The 18,374-nt window shown below is 61.3% G+C and carries 16 protein-coding genes and 1 pseudogene; 10 read left to right on the forward strand and 7 right to left on the reverse strand.

The features are described 5' to 3' along the window. Positions 1 to 24 precede the first annotated feature (24 nt). The 3 genes and pseudogenes from ACOSV0_RS28555 to ACOSV0_RS28565 form a co-directional block, all read right to left on the reverse strand. A complete protein-coding gene (locus tag ACOSV0_RS28555) occupies positions 25 to 1,281 on the reverse strand; it encodes an MFS transporter (RefSeq protein ID WP_434115808.1) in 1,257 nt (418 codons plus the stop codon). Between the two features lie 121 nt (positions 1,282 to 1,402). Further along, positions 1,403 to 2,230, reverse strand: coding sequence for a siderophore-interacting protein (locus tag ACOSV0_RS28560; RefSeq protein WP_434115810.1), 828 nt, complete (start codon positions 2,228 to 2,230; stop codon positions 1,403 to 1,405). An 81-nt stretch (positions 2,231 to 2,311) separates the two neighbouring features. Continuing rightward, positions 2,312 to 2,974 (reverse strand): annotated as a pseudogene (locus ACOSV0_RS28565) (PadR family transcriptional regulator); the annotation flags it as partial. 637 nt (positions 2,975 to 3,611) lie between these two features. Here ACOSV0_RS28565 and ACOSV0_RS28570 point away from each other — a divergent pair. After that, complete coding sequence (locus tag ACOSV0_RS28570; RefSeq protein ID WP_434115812.1) at positions 3,612 to 4,481, forward strand: NmrA family NAD(P)-binding protein; 870 nt, start codon at positions 3,612 to 3,614, stop codon at positions 4,479 to 4,481. 194 nt (positions 4,482 to 4,675) lie between these two features. On the opposite strand, the gene ACOSV0_RS28575 is transcribed toward ACOSV0_RS28570, so the two are convergent. Continuing rightward, positions 4,676 to 5,590, reverse strand: coding sequence for a glutaminase (locus ACOSV0_RS28575; RefSeq protein WP_434115814.1), 915 nt, complete (start codon positions 5,588 to 5,590; stop codon positions 4,676 to 4,678). A gap of 146 nt (positions 5,591 to 5,736) precedes the next feature. Here ACOSV0_RS28575 and ACOSV0_RS28580 point away from each other — a divergent pair, with 146 nt between their 5' ends. Continuing rightward, complete coding sequence (locus tag ACOSV0_RS28580) at positions 5,737 to 6,489, forward strand: AraC family transcriptional regulator (RefSeq protein ID WP_434115816.1); 753 nt, start codon at positions 5,737 to 5,739, stop codon at positions 6,487 to 6,489. Between the two features lie 22 nt (positions 6,490 to 6,511). Here the strand turns inward: ACOSV0_RS28580 and ACOSV0_RS28585 are convergent, their stop codons facing one another. Further along, a complete protein-coding gene (locus tag ACOSV0_RS28585; protein ID WP_434115818.1) occupies positions 6,512 to 8,086 on the reverse strand; it encodes a DHA2 family efflux MFS transporter permease subunit in 1,575 nt (524 codons plus the stop codon). A gap of 326 nt (positions 8,087 to 8,412) precedes the next feature. Between ACOSV0_RS28585 and ACOSV0_RS28590 the strand changes: the two genes are divergently transcribed. The 3 genes from ACOSV0_RS28590 to ACOSV0_RS28600 all read left to right on the forward strand — a co-directional run bounded on the left by ACOSV0_RS28590 (position 8,413) and on the right by ACOSV0_RS28600 (position 11,353). After that, positions 8,413 to 9,072 carry an alpha/beta hydrolase gene (locus ACOSV0_RS28590; protein ID WP_434115820.1) on the forward strand — a complete coding sequence of 220 codons (660 nt, stop codon included), beginning with the start codon at positions 8,413 to 8,415 and terminating at the stop codon, positions 9,070 to 9,072. 190 nt (positions 9,073 to 9,262) lie between these two features. Continuing rightward, the gene (locus tag ACOSV0_RS28595; RefSeq protein ID WP_434115822.1) at positions 9,263 to 10,315 is read left to right on the forward strand and encodes a rod shape-determining protein; all 1,053 of its coding nucleotides are present in this window, start codon (positions 9,263 to 9,265) and stop codon (positions 10,313 to 10,315) included. A 252-nt stretch (positions 10,316 to 10,567) separates the two neighbouring features. After that, a complete protein-coding gene (locus tag ACOSV0_RS28600; RefSeq protein ID WP_434116185.1) occupies positions 10,568 to 11,353 on the forward strand; it encodes an alpha/beta fold hydrolase in 786 nt (261 codons plus the stop codon). A 165-nt stretch (positions 11,354 to 11,518) separates the two neighbouring features. On the opposite strand, the gene ACOSV0_RS28605 is transcribed toward ACOSV0_RS28600, so the two are convergent. Further along, positions 11,519 to 11,920 carry a hypothetical protein gene (locus ACOSV0_RS28605; RefSeq protein ID WP_172178295.1) on the reverse strand — a complete coding sequence of 134 codons (402 nt, stop codon included), beginning with the start codon at positions 11,918 to 11,920 and terminating at the stop codon, positions 11,519 to 11,521. Positions 11,921 to 12,344: 424 nt separating this feature from the next. Here ACOSV0_RS28605 and gltA point away from each other — a divergent pair, with 424 nt between their 5' ends. The 5 genes from gltA to ACOSV0_RS28630 all read left to right on the forward strand — a co-directional run bounded on the left by gltA (position 12,345) and on the right by ACOSV0_RS28630 (position 17,679). Continuing rightward, positions 12,345 to 13,643, forward strand: a complete 1,299-nt coding sequence (gene gltA, locus ACOSV0_RS28610; RefSeq protein ID WP_434115824.1) for a citrate synthase — start codon at positions 12,345 to 12,347, stop codon at positions 13,641 to 13,643. A gap of 472 nt (positions 13,644 to 14,115) precedes the next feature. Continuing rightward, a complete protein-coding gene (locus tag ACOSV0_RS28615; protein ID WP_434115826.1) occupies positions 14,116 to 15,348 on the forward strand; it encodes a tyrosine-type recombinase/integrase in 1,233 nt (410 codons plus the stop codon). Between the two features lie 168 nt (positions 15,349 to 15,516). Then, positions 15,517 to 15,801, forward strand: coding sequence for a hypothetical protein (locus tag ACOSV0_RS28620; protein ID WP_434115828.1), 285 nt, complete (start codon positions 15,517 to 15,519; stop codon positions 15,799 to 15,801). Between the two features lie 12 nt (positions 15,802 to 15,813). Then, on the forward strand, positions 15,814 to 16,896 hold the full coding sequence (locus ACOSV0_RS28625) for a helix-turn-helix domain-containing protein (protein ID WP_434115829.1): 1,083 nt from the start codon (positions 15,814 to 15,816) through the stop codon (positions 16,894 to 16,896). A gap of 294 nt (positions 16,897 to 17,190) precedes the next feature. After that, positions 17,191 to 17,679 (forward strand): hypothetical protein, encoded by a 489-nt coding sequence (locus ACOSV0_RS28630; RefSeq protein WP_434115831.1) that lies wholly within the window; start codon positions 17,191 to 17,193, stop codon positions 17,677 to 17,679. 101 nt (positions 17,680 to 17,780) lie between these two features. Here the strand turns inward: ACOSV0_RS28630 and ACOSV0_RS28635 are convergent, their stop codons facing one another. Continuing rightward, positions 17,781 to 18,050 (reverse strand): hypothetical protein, encoded by a 270-nt coding sequence (locus ACOSV0_RS28635; protein WP_434115833.1) that lies wholly within the window; start codon positions 18,048 to 18,050, stop codon positions 17,781 to 17,783. Positions 18,051 to 18,374: the final 324 nt, after the last annotated feature.

Raw genomic sequence — 18,374 nt, forward strand, 5'->3', positions numbered from 1 at the left:
TCGAGGTGCGTTGGTGGGGTCTCTTTAACCTTCTCCGACTGTGTGGCCCGCCAATGCGCCCGTCGGTGGCAATGGGCTTTGTGCTCCGTGCACTCGCGATATCCAGAACACGCCGATCAACGCGATTGCGACCGCTACCCATCCGACAGTCCCGTATCCCACGATCTGCCCCGTCGGGGAACTGGTCAGCATCAGGCCTCCAATCCATGCGCCGCATCCCGTGCCCAATGCCTGCAGTGCGCTGTTGGCGCTAAGAAAAGCACCTCGCCGGGTGGGCTCGGGTACCGTCGTCAGCAGGGCCTGCATTGGCACCATTCGTCCGGACATCAGCACCATGAAAAATGGGAAGAACATCACCAGCGCGTAGAACGGTAGATTCGGCAGGTGCGTCACAAACAGGACGGGTAGAAACGAAAGGATTGCCGTAATCCGGAATACACGCCGGGTGCCGAATCGATCGGCAAGCCTGCCTACCCGGCGCGATGTGAAGAATGTCGCCGCGCCACCCGCCATATACAGCCACGACAACTGCGCCGGCGCCACGCCGTGATTGGCGACCAGTACGGGCGAGATAAAAGGGATCACCAGCATATGCGCGATCATCATCATGAACGTCAGCGCAAACGCATTCATGTGCCGCGGGCTGCTCAATAAACGCCACAAATCAGGCAGCACCTCGCCAAGCGCCGGCTGGCGGCGGCTCAAATGCTCGGCAAGCGAAGGGACCAGTTGCCAGCCCGCGATCCAGACGGCCAACGACAGCACCACCAGCAAATAGAATGGGGCCGCCCAGTTGAAGTGCGCGCCGAGCATCACGCCAGCCGGCACGCCGGCAATCGCAGCCAGTGAAAAGGCGGTCATGATCGTGCCGGTCGCGGCGCCGCGGCGCTGCACGGGAATGACGTCGCCGACGATCGCCATGATCACCGAGCCCAACACGCCACCCGTAATGCCCGCAAAAGCACGCGCGGCAAGCAGAAGCGGAAAGGTACCCGCCAATGCGCACGCGAGATTCGACAGCGCGAATAACGCATACACCGTCAGCAATAAACGGCGCCGGTCGAAGCGGTCGATATAGGTCGCCGCGAATAAACCCGATAGCCCCGAACACCACGAATACGCGGATACGGCCGTCGCAAACGCGGCCGGTGTGATGCTGAACGCGTGCATGATCTGCGGGCCAAGCGGCATCATCACCATGAAGTCCATGATGATGGTGAACTGCGTCAGCGCAAGCAGCCACAGCAAACGACGCTCGTGCTTTGTGCTAATTGAATACATCGATTAATTCCTTATTTTTTTCGAAGCACGCCGGTTGCTGGGTTCACACATCTCACGCATCTCACGCAACTCACCCTGCGACGCACACGCACACGCACACGCACAAACGCACTATGGGCGGTCAGTCGTCGAGCGTTTCATGCACGGCTTCGGCACCCTGTTTCCAGTAGCTGGCGGCGCGAATGCGCGATTTGTCGACGCCGCGTTCCGTGCACAGGTGATAGCGCACCGCACGCATCGTCGCGGATTCGCCGGCGGCCCACACGTAGCCTTCGCCGTCTTCAGGCAGGTAGATTTCGCGGACCGCTTGCAGCAAGGCGTCGCCGCGATAACCCGATTCGCTGCGATGGCGCCAGACGATATGCAGTTCGGCCTGCGTCCTGAATTCGATCTGTGCCGACTGATCGGCCACCTCGATCACTGCCGCGACGCGTGCGCCGGGCGGCAGTTCTTCGAGACGGCGGGCAATTGCCGGCAGCGCGGTGTCGTCGCCGATCAGCAGATGCCAGTCGAAGCCGGTCGGTATCACCAGCGAGCCGCGCGGACCGCCGACGCCGAGGTATTGACCCACTTTGGCTTGCGCTGCCCATGTGGCAGCCGGACCGGCCTCGTGCATGGCGAACTCGATGTCCAGTTCACGCGCTTCAGCATCGAAGCGGCGCGGCGTGAAATCGCGGGCAACCGGCCGCGGCTGGCCGGTGGGAAACACGGGACCGTCAGGACCGGCTTCCGGCAGGATGGGTTTGTCGGCGCCGGGTTCGGGGAAGAACACCTTGATGTGGTCGTCGAACGAAGCGGAAACGAAGTCGTGCAAATCCTCACCCGTGAAGGTGACGCGAATCAGATGCGGGGTCAGCGCACGCACCTCCTTGACCTGCAACAGACGGAACTTCAGCGGATGCCGCACGCGATAAACTGCCAGATCGGCACGGTTGTCATTTGTCAGCATAAGGTGTCACTCCTGTCGGTTTGATTGACGTTCGAAGGTGCTCATGGGCACCTTCGAACGCGAGTGTCGGATAGCGCGATCTCAGGCAGCCGGTTCGCCGCCTTCGTCGCTGCGAGGATTGCCTTCGCCTTCGATCTCTTTTGCTGCGCGCATCAGGATCGCGGCGATGCGGCGCTGTTCGTCAGCCGGCACGTTGTCACGGCGCAGCAGTGCATGCTTCAGCGCGCGGCGCGCTTCGCTCAATTCCGGCAACCAGCCGCCTTCGCTGACGTCGGCCGGCTCTTCACCGGCAAACGCGCGACGTACCGAATCCATCTTGCGGGCGATATGCGTCAGCTTGGCGAGCATCAATTCGACGCGGTCGCGGTTGGCAGCCAGGTACTCGCGGCCCGTTTCCGACAGTTCGTAACGCTTGCGGTTGCCTTCGAGCTGCACGGTGATGTAGCCGAGTTCTTCCAGGTACGTGAGCGCCGGATAAACCATGCCGGGGCTCGGGCTATAGAAACCGTTCGAGCGCGTTTCGAGCGCCTTGATCAGCTCGTAGCCGTGGCTAGGCTGCGCGTCGATCATCGACAGCAGCAGCAACTGCAGATCTTCCGAGGTGAATTTGCGGCCGCGCGGAAAACCGTCGCCTTCGCCACCGAAGCCGCCGGGGCCACCGCCGCCAAAACGTCCGCCGCGACCGCCGCCGCGCGGATCGTGATGGCGGCCGATTGCGTGCCACAGTAAATGCAGCGAGAAACGGTCGTGGCCACGGTGGCCGAAGCGGTGGCCGCGACCGAAGCCACGGCGGTCGTCGTGTTCACCGCGTTGACCGCGCTCGCCATTGCGGCCATTGCCACGCTCGTCGCCATGGAATTCGTGCCGGTCGCCACGGCCCCGCTCGCCGCCGTGGAACTCGTGCCGGTCGCCGCGGCCACGCTCGTCGCCGCGGAATTCGTGCCGGTCGCTGCGGCCACGCTCGTCGCCGCGGAACTCGTGCCAGTAGCCGCGGCCGCCATGACGGCGTTCGAAATCTTCGCTTCGTGCGTTATCGCCGCGCTCGCCACGGAGCTCGTAATGACGGGCGAAAGCATGCCAAAGCGCATGCAAAGACGGGCGGTCATGCCCTGCGAAGAAACCTTCGTCCGCGCCGCGCGAACGGGAAAAACGATGTTGATGACGCATGTTGGGTACTCCCATGTGTGTCTTAAGATGTGTCGTAAGATATATATCTAAAGATAGTCTGTCAAATTTATTTTTTGCATCATGAGCTCCCTCGATAGAGCTTTTGATGCCATAGAGTCATTAAATAAATGACATTCATGCTCTCGTGAAATCATCGGGAAACGCCGAGAATCTCGCTCGGAACGGTATTGACCGTATTCAAGGAGCGACGGACATGTATGCAATTACCGGTGTGACAGGGCAGGTGGGCGGCGCGGCGGCACGCGCGTTATTAGGTGCAGGACACGCAGTGCGCGCCGTCTTGCGCGACAAAAAGAAGGCGGCGGAGTGGATCGAGCGGGGCGCCGAAGTGGCGATCGCGTCCTTTGAAGACGCGGATGCGCTCGCCGCCGCATTTAGCGGTGCGGCGGGCGTCTTCGTGATGGTGGCGCCGAATTTCGCGCCGCAACCGGGTTATCCGAATGCTCACGCGGCGGTGGCCGTGCTGAAAGAGGCATTGACGAAGGCGAGGCCTGAGCGCGTCGCGGCGCTCTCATCGATTGGCGGACAGCGCGAGTCGGGTCTCGGCCTCATCACGCAAGTGCATATTCTCGAAGATGCGCTGGCAGATCTGCCGATTCCGACGGCGATTTTGCGGCCTGCGTGGTTTATGGAGAATTCGTTATGGGATATTGCGCCGGCGCGAGAGACGGGCGTGATGCCGAGCTTTCTGCAGCCGCTCGATCGTGCGTATCCGATGATTGCAACCGCGGATATCGGCCGGGTGATTGCCGAAACGCTTGTCTCATCGTGGCAGGGGCGCCGCGTGATCGAGATTGAAGGGCCGCGGCGCTATACGCAAAACGAGATTGCCGCGATGCTCGGTGGCGTGCTCGGACGTTCGGTGAGGGCTCAGTCGGTGCCGCGCGATCAGTGGGAAGCACTCTTTCAGTCACAAGGCACGGCATGGCCAGCGCCACGCATCGAGATGATCGACGGTTTCAATTCCGGGTGGATCGATTTCGAAGACGGCGTGAATGAACGGGTGATCGGCAGCACGGCTTATCAGACGGTGCTGGCGGAGTTGGTTGAGCGGGTGGGTTAGGAGGAGGCTGGCCAATGGGGGCAGTGGTGGCATGACGAGGATGGGGGACATCCGCCAAGCGCGCCACGCCGCAACTGCGGTGGTGACAAAGAAGCAAAAAAACCGGCTGCCCCGTTATACATAGCCAACCACTCCAGCGCCAGCACGCCTGTGCTCGCAGGAAACAAGCCGTGAAGTTATCCGGATCGGCGGTATTAAAAGATCGATCGCCCGGTGATCGTGGTCAACAATTCCAGTGCCTTCGCGCCGGCCAGCGAGTTGCCGTTCGCGTCGAGCCCCGGCGACCACACGCACACCGCCATCTCGCCCGGCAGCACCGCGACGATGCCGCCGCCCACGCCGCTCTTTGCCGGCAAGCCGACACGAAAGACGAAGTCGCCCGCCGCGTCGTAGGTGCCGCAGGTCAGCATCAGCGCGGACAAACGCTTGGTCGAACTGCTGTCGAGAATGCGTTCTCCGGTCGACGGCACGACGCCCCCATTACTCAGAAACAACGCAGCCTTGGCCAGTTCGACACAGCTCATCGAAATCGCGCACTGCCGGCAATACGCCTCGACCACCGCGTGGACGGGCATGTCCATATTGCCGAAGCTCGCGATGAAATGCGCCATCGCCTGGTTGCGGTCCGCATGTTGAAGCTCTGACTGCGCGACGCGCGAATCGTAGTCGATCGTGACTTCGCCGGTCAGCCGCCGCATAAATTCCACCAGCGCTGTCTCGGCGCGCACGAAGCGGCGGCACAGCACGTCGGTGACGACCAGGGCCCCAGCGTTGATAAACGGGTTGCGCGGCTTGCCTTGCTCCGTTTCGAGCTGTACCAGCGAATTGAACGGCGTGCCCGACGGCTCGCGGCCGACGCGCTGCCACAGTTCGTCGCCGAGCAGCCGGAACGCCATGGTGCAGGCGAACAACTTGGAGATACTCTGAATCGAGAAGCGTGTGTCGGCCTGGCCGATGCGGAAAATCTCGCCGGACGGCGTGACGATAGCCATGCCAAAGCTGTCGGCCGGGACTTTTGCCAGTTCGGGAATGTAGTCGGCCACCTTGCCGGTACCCAGGTAAGGCTGAAGATCGCGGTGAATCTGTTCGAGGATGGATGCGTAGTTCATGGGGCTCGGACCGTTGAAGTCGCGATTCTACTGGCAACCTGGCGCGAATTGTTCGTGTCGCGCCCCCGCCGGGTTCGAGCGACGCTTTGCCCGGGCTATGCTAATCTTGCTGCCTTTCTTGCAGCAACCGGGCAAAACGGACATTCATGGTGGAAGCTTTCGATCCGGACGGCATCGCGCGTCCGGTATTCGTGGTCGGCGAGCACTACGATGCGCTGGACGAACCGTGGCGCGCCTATCGCCGCGCGCGCTTGATCCATGTGAGCGTCGGCGTGCTGACCGTGCGAACCGAAACCGGACGATGGGTCGTGCCGCAAGGTCACGCGCTTTGGCTGATGGCGAATGTGCAGCACTGCCTGTCTGCCACCGGGCCGGTGCAGCTTCATTCGCTGTATGCCGACGCCGATGCGGCGCCGCTGCCCGCGCAAAACAGTGCACTGGCGCTCGATCGGCTGGCTGAAGCTTTACTGAGCGCCGCCGCCGATCTGCCGCACGGCAAACCGTTCGACGAACCTGCCGAACGCCTTCTGCAAGTCTTGCTGGACCGCTTGTCCGGCTTGCCTACCGCGCCACTGGCGCTGCATTGGCCGAGCGATCCGCGGATTCGGCGGATCGCCGAGGCGCTGAACCTCAACCCGGCGGAACCGGCGGTGCTCGACGATTTGGCGACGGCTGCCGGCGTGACCGCCCGGACGGCGGCGCGCCTCTTCGTCAAGGAAACCGGGCAGACCTTCGGTCAGTGGCGGCAGCAATTGCGGTTGCTGGTTGCGCTGGAGCACCTGGGTACCGGAGCGAGCGTCACGCAAGTGGCGCTCGAAGTCGGCTACGGCGACGTGTCGTCGTTTATTGCCGTGTTCCGCGACGCCTTCGGCGACACACCCGCGCGTTACTTCCGCTGACGCAGCGCCGGAAACACCGCAATCAGTGCGCGCCCGCCGCACCCGCTCCGCCGCCCTTGGCCGGCTTCGTAATCCAGATCAGCGGAATGATCAGAATGAAAATGATCGACGACACATAGAAGATGTCGTTCAGACCCATCATCGCGGCCTGGGTGTTCACCGTGAAATCGAACAGCGCGTGCGCCGATTGCGTATTCAGATGCAGCAGCGACTGGGTCGAATCGATCTGCTGGCTGAACAGCGGGTTATCGACGCTGGCGCGCTCGGTGAGCCGCTCGTGATGCAGCACCGTGCGGTTATTCCACTCGTTGCCGGCGATCGACGTGCCCACCGCGCCGCAAAACACGCGCACGAAATTCGACAGACCCGCGGCCGCCGGAATTCTGTTCGGCGGCTGGCCGGACAGAATGATCGCGGTCAGCGGCACGAAGAACAGCGCCATTGGAATGCCTTGCAGTAGCGTGGGAAGCACGAGGTGCCACGTATCGATTTCGATCACGTACTTCGAGCGCATATAAAACACGACGGCAAAACCGATAAACGCGAGGGTTGCGATGATGCGTGCGTCCGAGCGCGGCAGCACGCGGCCCATCACCGGCGCAAGGATCACCGCGAAGACGCCGAGCGGCGCGGTAACGAGACCGGCGTCCACCGAGCGGTAGTTCAGATACTCCTGCATCCATTGCGGCAGCAGCACCAGGTTGCCGAAGAACACGCCGTACGCCACCGAAATCGCAATCGTGCCACCGAGAAAATTGCGCTGCCGGAAGAGCCGCAAGTCGACGATCGGATTTTCCTCGGTGAGCTCCCACACGAGGAAAAACGCGAAACTGATCACCGCGGTAATGCCGAGAATCACGATCACCGGCGACGAAAACCAGTCGAGGTCCTTGCCCTTGTCGAGCATGATTTGCAGCGACGCGACCCACGTAATCAGCAGGCCGAGTCCGATCACGTCGATGGGTGGCTTGCGGGTTGCGGTTTCGCGGGTGCGATAGATCATCCACGTCACGCCGGCCGCGAAAATGCCGACCGGGATGTTGATGTAGAAGATCCACGACCAGCTATAGCTATCCGTGATCCAGCCGCCGAGCGCGGGTCCCGCAATCGGACCGACGGTGGCCGTCATGGCCCATAGCGAGAGTGCCGTCGACGATTTTTCCTTGGGATACGAGCCGAGCAGAATCGCTTGCGAGAGCGGAATCAGCGGGCCGGCCACGGCGCCCTGGAACACCCGCGCGACCAGCAGGATCGGCAGCGTGGGCGCGATGCCGCACAACCACGAAGCCAGCACGAACATCAGGATCGCGCCGACGAACAGCTTGACCTGGCCGATGCGTTGCGTGAGCCAGCCGGTCAGCGGAATCGAGACGGCGTTGGCCGCGGCGAATACGGTGATGACCCACGTGCCTTCGTCGACCGAGACACCGAGGTTGCCCGAGATGGTTGGAATCGCAACGTTCGCAATCGACGTGTCGAGCACGTTCATGAAGGTGGCGAGCGCGACGGCGATGGTCGCCAGAACCAGTTTGCCGCCCTGTAACGGCGGCGGTGGGGCGGGCGGCGTGGCAGCAGGCGCGGCAGAGGGCTGGCTCAAACGAATCTCCGGATTGCGGTGCTACGGATGTTTTATACGGCGCTTGATTCGCTGCCAGGGCAAGGAGCCGGGCAGCCGGTCGAATGCTTGCAAAAGCATACCGGCATTCACGTTTTGGCGTCGTCGACCCATACATATAGATCCGAAAGCGGAAACAAATCCGGCAGCGTATGCTCGCGGCTGAGGCCGCATGAAGCGACACCTGGCGATGTGAGCCTGCGTAAGGCGACAGAGGACAGCGGACAGCACATTGCCGCCTGACGAACCGGCCGCGTTTGTAGAAACGCGAACCGGGAGTACAACGAGCACAAATAGGGGAATTGAATATGGCCTGGGAGCAATTCGAACACGGTTGGCGGCGCGCACCGGCGACAACGCCTGCGAGAGCCTTGGTCGTGCTGATGCACGGCGTGGGCAGCAATGCGCGCGATCTGATGCCGCTTGCGGACATCTGGAGCGAGACCCTGCCGGATGTCGCGTTCACCTCGCTCGACGGCACCGATGCCTTCGACGGCGGCTTCGGCGGACGCCAGTGGTTCAGCCTGCGCGATGTCAACGAAGGCAATCGCGACGCGCGCGTCGCTGCCGCCTATCCGGCGTTGCGGCAGATGCTCGAGGTGGAACTGGCGCACCGGCAGCTTTCTTTCGATCGCCTTGCACTGGTCGGTTTCTCACAAGGCTCGATCATGGCGATGCATCACGTGGCGGCCAGCACGGAAGGCGCTGCTGCCGTCGTCGCGTATTCGGGGCGGCTCGCCTCGGCGATCGTCGCGCAGAACGGCACACCGCTTACGCTCGTGCACGGCGAAGACGACGAAGTGATCCCGGTGGAGGAGCTGGAATACGCTGCCGACGCCTTCAGCAACGCCGGCTACACGGTCGACGCCTACGCGTTGCCCGGCATTGGCCACACGATCAACGCGGACGGTGTCGAGCTCGGCAAGCAGGCTCTGGAGCATGCATTGGGGGCTTTGTCGCGCGATTGACTCGCCAGAATTAAAAAGTGGCCCTAAAGATTCTGATTTGCTTGCCGTTAACTGCTCATTGGTATGAAAATCACTTCCGCCGCGCGGATCGCGCAACGCCCATCCGGGCGTGCCAAGCGGTTCGGGTGACCGGGGGCGCATTTTCCAGACTGCCCGGAAAGGGCGGATAACGACACATCAGAGCCTTCCTATGGCCAGACCGACGCCGTATTACCCGCTTTTCGATCGACTGTTCCGTCATTCCGTGGCAGTGGACCTCGGCACGGCCAATACCCTCATCTATACCGACAACGGCGGCATCGTGCTGAACGAGCCGTCCGTCGTGGCCTTCCAGAAAGAGTCCACCGCCGGGCAAAAACGCGTGGCGGCAGTGGGCACGGAAGCGCGCCAGCTGCTCGGCCGCGCGCCGGGCAACGTCGAAGCCGTGCGGCCGATGCGGCATGGTGTGATCGCCAATTTTTCCGCTGCCGAGCATATGATCCGGCAATTCGTCGACATGGCGCGCCCGCGGCCGTGGTTCAGCCGGCGCGCCGCGTTCACCCTGTGCATCCCCGCGGGCGCGACCCAGGTCGAGCGGCGCGCGATCAAGGAAGCCGCCGTGGCGGCCGGCGCGTGGAAGGTCAGTCTGATCGGCGAATCGCTGGCGTCGGCGGTCGGCGCGGGCCTGCCGGTATCGGAGGCGGTCGGCTCGATGGTGGTCGACATCGGCGGCGGCACCACCGAAGTCGGCGTGATCTCACTCGGCGGCCTCGCGTATAGCGGCTCGGTTCGCGTGGGCGGCGACAGTTTCGACATGGCGATCGTCAGTTACGTGCGCAACCTGTATGGCGTGCTGCTTGGCGAGCAAACCGCGGAACACGTCAAGAAGGGCATCGGTTCGGCGGTGCGCGACGTGCCGGTCGAGCACATGAACGCAACCGGACGCAGCGTCGACGACGGCTTGCCGCGCACGGTTCAGTTGAGCAACCACGATATTGCCGACGCGATCGAGGGCCCGCTGCGCCAGGTGATCGGCGCCGTGAAACGTGCGCTCGAAACGGCGCCTGCCGAACTGGTGACCGATATCGCGCACAGCGGCATCGTGCTGACCGGTGGCGGCGCGCTGCTCGGCAATCTGGGCCGCCGCCTGACCAACGAACTGGGACTCGAAGTCCGCGTCGCCGATGAGCCGCTCACCTGTGCGGTGCGTGGCGCGGGCACGGCGGCTGCCGCCGGTTTGCTCGACGACAGCGCCTACGAATGATGTGCTGCGGGACGTACCGCCTTACAGGTGGCAAGGCGGCCTCGGCGCATATTTGACGGCTGTGTGACAATACGCCCTGCATCCCAATTTGAGGGATGCGAACACGCTTTTTCCTCGAATCCATTTCTAGCCGGCGCCGCTGAGACAGTCAGCCGTTGCCGCGCCGTCCGTGAACCACCTGTGAATCAATCTGTTTCCGCTTCGTCCTCTCCCGCATCCCCGTCCTTTATCGAGCTGCATAGCGGCTTGCGCATGCCTTATGTAGAAGCAGGCGAGGGCGAACTGCTCCTGTTCGTGCATGGCTCGCTGTGCGATTACCGTTACTGGCAACCGCAACTGGCAGGTTTGTCGAAGCAATATCGCTGCGTCACAGTGAGTCTCACGCATTACTGGCCGGTGACGGATACCGAGCCCGACCAGCCATTCAGCTGGAGCGAACATGCGGACGACGTGGCTGAATTCATCGATCGTTTTGGCGCCGGGCCGGCGCACGTGGTGGGTCATTCGCGTGGCGGTTGCGTGGCATTTCATTTCGCGCGGCGCCATCCGCAGTATGTGCGCACGTTGACGCTTGCCGACCCGGGCGGCCCGTTGCAGATCGCCGGACGGCCGCCCGCGAGTTTGCCGGAGACCGTCAACGCATTGCGTGCGAAAGCCGCACAACTGATCGAAACGGGTGAAGTGGAAGCGGGTTTGCAACTGTTCGTCGATTCGGTGAGCCGTCCCGGATTCTGGGCGATGAGCACGCCCGGTTTTCGCAGGATGGCGACCGACAACTCACACACGCTCGCGCGGCAATTCCGCGACCCGCTGCCCGCGTACATACCCGAGCAGGCGGGCGAAGTACGCTGCCCGGTGTTGCTGATCGACGGTGAAAAAAGTCCCGACATGTTCCGGCGCACGGCGACGGCGCTGCAAACATGGCTGCCGGATTCGCGCCGCGAAACCGTGCGCGGCGCCTCGCACGGCATGAATCTCGCGCATCCGGCGGCGTTCAATCGCTACGTCGACGAGTTTATTCGCTCAGTGGACGTTTGATAGGCGCGCGCTAAGCGGGCTTGCAGGCATTCACACCAGAGTCCGCATCTGGATGCTCAGCCGGCACTCAACAAGCCTGCGATGGACACATGCTTGTTGCCTCGCACCGGCTCACGCGCTGCTGGGCCTGGCGCCTGCAGTTAGTCACTGCGCGCCGTCCGACATTCAAGCCTTGCGATGCGCGTCTTTATCGAGTGCACGTTCCGCCGCTTCGCCGACGAGGCCGTGATAGTACAGATGCACACCGATCGCGAGCGAGTCGTTGCGAATTTCGTGAAAGGCTTTCCATGCCTTCACGGGGTCTTTGAAGAGCAGATAGTGCGCTTCCTGCGCGATCAGATCCGCGACTTCATGCAGGCCGTGGCCGTGCAAGACATCGACGAGCGTATCGAGGCTGCGATGGGTGCGCGCGTCGGTACGCGGGTAAAGCATATGCAATACCGCCACGTCCTGCGTTTTCAGCGCCGCTGACAACGCCACGACGATGTCCTGATGATTCAGCGCGGTGACGATGTTGTCTTCGTTGTGGACGTGATCCGGAAACAGTGTTTCGAGCGAGGCGTTCATCTGGTCCTTCCGTATTCTTCTGGCTGATTAAAAAGGCCCGCCGTAGGACGGCGGGCCAAAGACAGCGATGTGTTCGCAGGGGAAGCAAAACACGGATTCAGTATCGCAGAGCGGCGTTACTTGTGCAGCTTGAGCGGCGCAAAACATTGTTGCAGTAAGCGCGCTAACTTTCATTTGGCTGGCAACGCCTTTGAGTGGGAATCGTGCTGCGTCCTGACGCTTATTTCCGCGTGTTTCAGGCGATTACGGGCCTCTTTCAGGCAACGAATGTTGCGCCAGTCGAGATGGATTGTTGCGGTCAATCGTCGCAATCAAAGCCTCTTCGGACCGTAGAATGCAAAGCGGAGCCTGAGCATGCCAAGCGGCGATCCGACGATCCAGCATGCCGGCACGTGTGCGATGTGAAAGTAAAAGGAACGTGTAGATGAACTCGAAGACACACGCAACGCTGAGCTTTTCCGACAGCGACCAGACGATTGATTTGCCCATTTACCAGGGCACGCTCGGGCCGGATGTCATCGATATCCGCAAGCTGTACGGCCAGACCGGCAAGTTCACGTATGACCCGGGGTTCATGTCCACGGCGGCATGCAATTCGGAAATCACGTATATCGACGGTGACAAAGGCGAGCTGCTGTATCGCGGTTATCCGATCGACAATCTGGCGCAAAACGCCGACTTCCTCGAAACGTGCTACCTGCTGCTGAAGGGCGAATTGCCGGATGCGCAGCAGAAGGAAGAGTTCGTCAACACCGTTACGCAGCATACGATGGTGCACGAGCAGATGCATTTCTTCTTCCGCGGTTTCCGCCGCGACGCTCACCCGATGGCGATTCTGGTCGCCGCAGTTGGCGCATTGTCGGCGTTCTATCACGACTCGCTCGACATCAATAACCAGCAGCACCGCGACGTATCCGCGATCCGCATGATCGCGAAGCTGCCTACTCTCGTCGCGATGGCGTACAAGTACACCGTGGGTCAGCCGTTCGTCTATCCGAAGAACGACCTGTCGTACAGCGCGAATTTCATGCGGATGATGTTCGCCAATCCGGCCGAAGAGTACGAGGTCAACGACGTGCTGGTGCGCGCGCTGGATCGCATTCTGATTTTGCATGCGGACCACGAACAGAATGCGTCGACGTCGACGGTTCGTCTGGCGGGTTCGTCGGGCGCGAATCCGTTTGCGTGTATTGCGGCGGGTATCGCCTGTTTGTGGGGGCCGGCGCATGGCGGTGCGAACGAAGCTGCGCTGAACATGCTGGAGGAGATTGGCTCGGTCGACAATATCCCTGAGTTCATTGCGAAGGTGAAGGACAAGAACTCCGGCGTGAAGCTGATGGGCTTCGGTCATCGTGTCTATAAGAATTACGATCCGCGTGCGAAGCTGATGCGTGAAACGTGCCACGAAGTGCTGGAAGAGCTGGGTCTGCACGACGACCCGTTGTTCAAGCTTGCCATGGCGTTGGAAAAGATCGCGCTGGAAGATGAGTATTTTGTGTCGCGTAAGCTGTATCCGAATGTCGATTTTTATTCGGGGATTGTGCAGCGTGCGTTGGGGATTCCGACGGCCATGTTTACGTGTATCTTCGCGATGGCGCGGACAGTGGGTTGGATTGCGCAGTGGAATGAAATGATCGCCGATCCGGAACAGAAGATTGGGAGGCCGCGGCAGTTGTTCGTCGGGGAGGGGCAGCGGCAGGCTCTTCCGCTTGCCCGGCGGTAAAGGTTTTGGGTTTTGGTTTTGGTTTTGCCTGCGAGGCGCTGAGTGGGGTGGTTTGGTTGCCTTGCAGGCAGGGGCTTTTTGTTTTGAGGTGTTTGCCTGCGGGGCGCTTTCTTTTCTGTGTGCCTACGGCGTTGGCGTTTGCCTGGTTTTATGGTCTGCGGGTTGTCTGTTCGCCTGCGGCGTTGGGCTTTCCCTGATTTGTCTGCCTGTGCGGCGCTTATTGTCTGGTTGCCTACGGCGTTGGCCTTTCCTTGTTTTGTTATTGGTTTATTAGCGTCGCCCCTGTGCGGGGGATTCTTGCTGTCTACTGGTGTCTACTGAAGTTCCAAACGCTTTTCAAATCAATGGCTTGTGTCTATCCTGGTGTCTGGATGTGCACCGTTGTACACCGCAGTCTTTGTCCTGTTTTTGTCCTGACGGATGGTCATGCGACGGTGCCTTTACATGAACCGCACCAAAGGATTTTGCCAGCATGGGCACACGTCATCGCATCGACCGTCACTTTATCCGCGCCATCGCGCCGAACGGCAAATACCAGGCGTATCAGGACGCCGACCTGACCGGGTTCGGCATCAAGATTTCGCCGATTGGTACCGTCGCCTACACGTACCGCTGGGTCAAGCCGGACGGCACCCAGGGCCGCCGCAACATCGGACGCTGGCCAGACCTGCAACCGGGCGAAGCGCGCGAGCGCTGTCGTCGTGAGATTGCCCTGCTGGATCGCAAGAATGATTCGCCCCTTCAACTTGTCGAACGCAAAACGCAGCGCGTTGCCGTGCAGAAGATTGCGGGCGTGCCGACGATCCGCGCATTTCTTGATGGGCGCTATGAACTTCACCTTCAAACGAAACTGACGCAGGCCCGCGCCGTGATAACGGCGAAGATGATCCGCAAGTCGTTCGCCGGTCTGCTGGACAAGCCGCTGGACGAATGCACGGCATACATGATCGAAGAATGGCGTTCGGATTTACTGAAGAAGGGATTGAAGCCGTCCACGTTGAACCGCAAGCTGAACGCGCTGCGCGGTCTGTTCGCGCGGGCCGTCGAGTGGGAAGTGATAACGGCCAGCCCGATGAAGAAAGTAAAGAAGCAGGACGAACCGGGCGGCAAGGTGCGCTTTCTTGATCCCGAAGAAGAACAACGCCTGTATGACGCGCTGGATGAACGCCGCGCATTGCTACGTGCGAAGTACGGCGAGGATTACGAAGACGCGGCCGAGGTCGCCATCGTCGTGAGTCTGCATACCGGTCTGCGTCGCGGCGAACTGTTCACGCTGCGCTGGTCCGACGTGGACCTGCGCCATGCGTTTGTCACGGTGCTGTCGATCAATGCCAAGTCTCGGCGGCAGCGTCACGTTCCGCTCAACGCGGAAGCCCTGGCGATTCTTGCGCGCTGGAAGGCGCGCGCCACCAACGGGCTGGTCTTCCCGAACAGGTCGGGCGAAGCGCCGATACGGGACCTCAAGGCGTGGCCTGAAATCCGCACGGCCGCAAAACTGGCAGTGTTCCGCTGGCACGACATGCGCCACCACTTCGCGTCTCGCCTGGTTATGGCCGGGGTCGATCTGAACACCGTGCGCGAACTGCTCGGACATGCGGACCTCAAAATGACGCTGCGCTACGCGCATCTGTCACCTGGGCATCGTGCCCGCGCCGTGCGCCTGCTGGAGCGGCCAGCAAACGAATCGGCGCGGCTTGCGGCATAGGCAAACCGTAACCAGAGCAGCATGAGGCGCACGCCGGAAAGCGTGCGTTTTTTCGTCTATAGATTCAATCGCCAACGGTTTCATCATAGGAAAAAACACTTATCCACAGGCATGTACTGACATTTATAAATGTGTTTGCCACTTCAGACGCATGAACGGAGGCGATTCATGGAGCCGGAAACTATCGGCGGGTCTCGCGCGCGGCCTGCCAGCGAGTCTGCAAGACCTGCACCGTCCACAGTCGATGCACCAGATTTGCCGCGCGTGTATTCGATTGATGAGTTCTGCGACGCGTATCACCTGAGCCGTTCCTTCTATTACCGGCTGCGTAACACCGCCAGAGGACCGCGCGAAACCCGGCTGGGCCGCAAGGTAATTGTGACCGTCAGCGACGCCCGCGAATGGGAAGAGCGGATGCGCAGGCAGCATCACACCGCAGGGCCAAACCAGTGACGAGGATTCGACATGAACCACGGACTTGATCTATCGGCATGCCAGTTCACCACCGACCATGAGGGCAAGCGGCTAAGGGTAGACATGCCGATCCGGCTGTTCGATCTGCTGGTGGAATTCAGGAACGCCGCGCTGCGGGCGCAGACGGAGGCGATGGAGAGAACGACGCCACGGGGCACCTTCCGCAGTTCTCTCGCGGACCTGCCGGGTCGGCCTGATTCTGAACCCCTTCTGTGCGTTCCCGTTACGCCCCTTTCGCTGGCACCACCGACCAGGCGCGAGCGCGCTGAAGGGCTCTTTCTCACGCCAGAAGAACGCCTGATGCGCGAGGCTTCACGGGCCGTCGACTTCCCCGCATGTTCCGTCGAAGCGTCTCAGGGCTCTGCCAGGATGGTCATCGACTCCAGCCAGTCTACGCCGTCGAGCAAGCGGAAACGGCGCATCTTCTTCCCCCGCGCATTCGTGGAGCCGATACCTGACGAGGTTGCGAAGCAGATTGGCAAGGGAACCTATTTTCTGCGCGCGTGGCGGCTCCATCGCGAGCTTTCTCCTGTCGAAGCAGCCGAACTGGCGGGGCTGTCGCGCGATACGATCGTCTGGCATGAGAACGGCTACAACGTGCCCAGTGCCGACACACTGAAGCGCTTCGCCGATATCTACGATTGCACGGTGGGACAACTGAGCGCACAGCCGGGCTCCCCCACTATGCCCGATGACCAGCAAGACAGCACCGCCAGAGCGCACGCGATCGAATTCGCCCCCGATGACACTGAATATCCTGACGCCGTCATGGCGCATCTCATGGCCGGTAAGTCGCCGCTTACCGCCTGGCGGATGCACCGGCGTATGACCATCGAGCAATGCGCCAAGGCGTATGGCTCGACACCCGCCAATATCAAGGTGATGGAAGGACTGCCGGTGCTACGTGACCGAACCCGCAAGCGCCTCGCCATTATCTTCACCTGCAAGCCCGTGCAGTTGCTGCTACCTGAGGGACTTGCGACTCAAAGCCTCGTCGCACCAGGCGCTGTGCCGCTGGATGCGTCACGACGACGGGATGCTGGCAAAGGTAACGCGCAAAGAGCCTACGTCTAGCTATTGATAGTTCTCGGGCTTCAATGAGCAAGCCTGTGACAAGTGAACGGAGAAAGAAATGCTGACCTTCAAGTTAAGCCGAAGAAAGCGCGAGACAGAGCCCGCTGAGTCTTCAAAGAGATTACCGGGATTTGAAATTGAGAGCCTTGAAACTGGTGCATATCGCACTCCTGTGCTTGTCACAAAACCGGATGGATAGACTCGTGTTGGAAACGGCACGGTCCAGCCCCCCGGACTGTGAAGTACCTGGAGAACCCGCACCCTGTGCGGGTTTTTTATTATTGGAGTCTGGAAATGAACCTCGGAGCAAATGTTGTATGTGTACGCGAACACATGGGATGGGAACATCCGGAATTCCTCTATCGCTTCGTGCCTGCGGGCGCGAGCGATCACGAGAGGGAAAGGTATCGCAACAGTCTTTACTCGCTTGAGGCACGCAAGCAGCACACCTCATGGATACTAGCGCGCGTGGCGCCCGTGCTACGGGTTAGCGCCGATACGCTGCAATCGGACGACCTGACGCGGCTGACACCGGATGGCCTGACGGCATTACGGCAAGGATATGCTGGACCACCAATGGACGCGCTGACGGTTCTGGTCAACCGGCTGTGCGACGGTATGGCACCGACCCCTGGTGAGTACGAAGCCGGTATGGCACAGGCGACGGAAGCGGGACAGCAGGAACGGGTTACGCGCCTGCTCGGGACAATTCCGGCAGAACGGGAAAAATGGCTGCGTGAATCGGGAGCGCCGCGCGTCAATCGCCACAGAATGTACCGCTAACTTCGACGCTGGCCCGCACGGCGCGGGCCCGTTCTGCAGGCGCTATCTGGACGAGCGATCCCACACGCATGTTCCGGATCAGCGCGTGAATACATGATCTCTCATTGATCTGGACGCCTGCCGCCTGACAGCCACCTCGCAAGCCAGTCCGCAATGCGGTCTGCGAAGTCATCGTCACGACGCTGCACGAGGCGGATCACGATATCGACAGCCAGCGGGCCGAGCGCGCCAGGCACGAACGCGATGGCGCATTGCATTTCCAGCGTGCCATGCTGCAACCATTGCCGGTCAACCGCAGGCGCGACGAACAGCGCCATCAATGCACCCGTCGGCACATGCACGACAGTCAGCAAGCGCCCTTCAATCAACATGAGTGGAGCACATGCGATGCCAGCAGCCCAGGGGCGCAAGAGAAGTCAGGCACAAAAACCGGATCAGGGAGAAGGCGCGCGGAGGAATCGAATCAGCGCGCCGACGACCAGGACAACGATATCGATGGAGGTGGGATTGCTCGCGCGCATCGATGCCTGTGCACACCGTCTGGGCATCTCGCGTAGCGCACTGCTCTCTATTGCCGCGAGTATGTTTATCGACAATCTTCTTGAGACGCGAAGGGAATAATCCAGGTACGAGCCGACTTGCTGATCGATGAACGCGGACGGCCGGGCCTGCGCCTGCTCTGCGTGACCAGGATT

Source organism: Paraburkholderia caffeinilytica (genome assembly GCF_051027425.1).
Taxonomy (GTDB): Bacteria; Pseudomonadota; Gammaproteobacteria; order Burkholderiales; family Burkholderiaceae; genus Paraburkholderia; species Paraburkholderia caffeinilytica_A.

Excerpts from the sequence above, each read along its gene's own strand:
- ACOSV0_RS28630 (WP_434115831.1), top strand. The coding sequence starts at position 17,191 with ATGAACCTCGGAGCAAATGTTGTATGTGTACGCGAACACATGGGATGG.
- ACOSV0_RS28590 (WP_434115820.1), top strand. The coding sequence starts at position 8,413 with ATGGCCTGGGAGCAATTCGAACACGGTTGGCGGCGCGCACCGGCGACA.
- ACOSV0_RS28570 (WP_434115812.1), top strand. The coding sequence starts at position 3,612 with ATGTATGCAATTACCGGTGTGACAGGGCAGGTGGGCGGCGCGGCGGCA.
- ACOSV0_RS28620 (WP_434115828.1), top strand. The coding sequence starts at position 15,517 with ATGGAGCCGGAAACTATCGGCGGGTCTCGCGCGCGGCCTGCCAGCGAG.
- ACOSV0_RS28600 (WP_434116185.1), top strand. The coding sequence starts at position 10,568 with ATGCCTTATGTAGAAGCAGGCGAGGGCGAACTGCTCCTGTTCGTGCAT.
- ACOSV0_RS28560 (WP_434115810.1), bottom strand. The coding sequence starts at position 2,230 with ATGCTGACAAATGACAACCGTGCCGATCTGGCAGTTTATCGCGTGCGG.
- ACOSV0_RS28595 (WP_434115822.1), top strand. The coding sequence starts at position 9,263 with ATGGCCAGACCGACGCCGTATTACCCGCTTTTCGATCGACTGTTCCGT.
- gltA (WP_434115824.1), top strand. The coding sequence starts at position 12,345 with ATGAACTCGAAGACACACGCAACGCTGAGCTTTTCCGACAGCGACCAG.
- ACOSV0_RS28635 (WP_434115833.1), bottom strand. The coding sequence starts at position 18,050 with ATGTTGATTGAAGGGCGCTTGCTGACTGTCGTGCATGTGCCGACGGGT.
- ACOSV0_RS28625 (WP_434115829.1), top strand. The coding sequence starts at position 15,814 with ATGAACCACGGACTTGATCTATCGGCATGCCAGTTCACCACCGACCAT.
- ACOSV0_RS28575 (WP_434115814.1), bottom strand. The coding sequence starts at position 5,590 with ATGAACTACGCATCCATCCTCGAACAGATTCACCGCGATCTTCAGCCT.
- ACOSV0_RS28615 (WP_434115826.1), top strand. The coding sequence starts at position 14,116 with ATGGGCACACGTCATCGCATCGACCGTCACTTTATCCGCGCCATCGCG.
- ACOSV0_RS28605 (WP_172178295.1), bottom strand. The coding sequence starts at position 11,920 with ATGAACGCCTCGCTCGAAACACTGTTTCCGGATCACGTCCACAACGAA.
- ACOSV0_RS28580 (WP_434115816.1), top strand. The coding sequence starts at position 5,737 with ATGGTGGAAGCTTTCGATCCGGACGGCATCGCGCGTCCGGTATTCGTG.
- ACOSV0_RS28555 (WP_434115808.1), bottom strand. The coding sequence starts at position 1,281 with ATGTATTCAATTAGCACAAAGCACGAGCGTCGTTTGCTGTGGCTGCTT.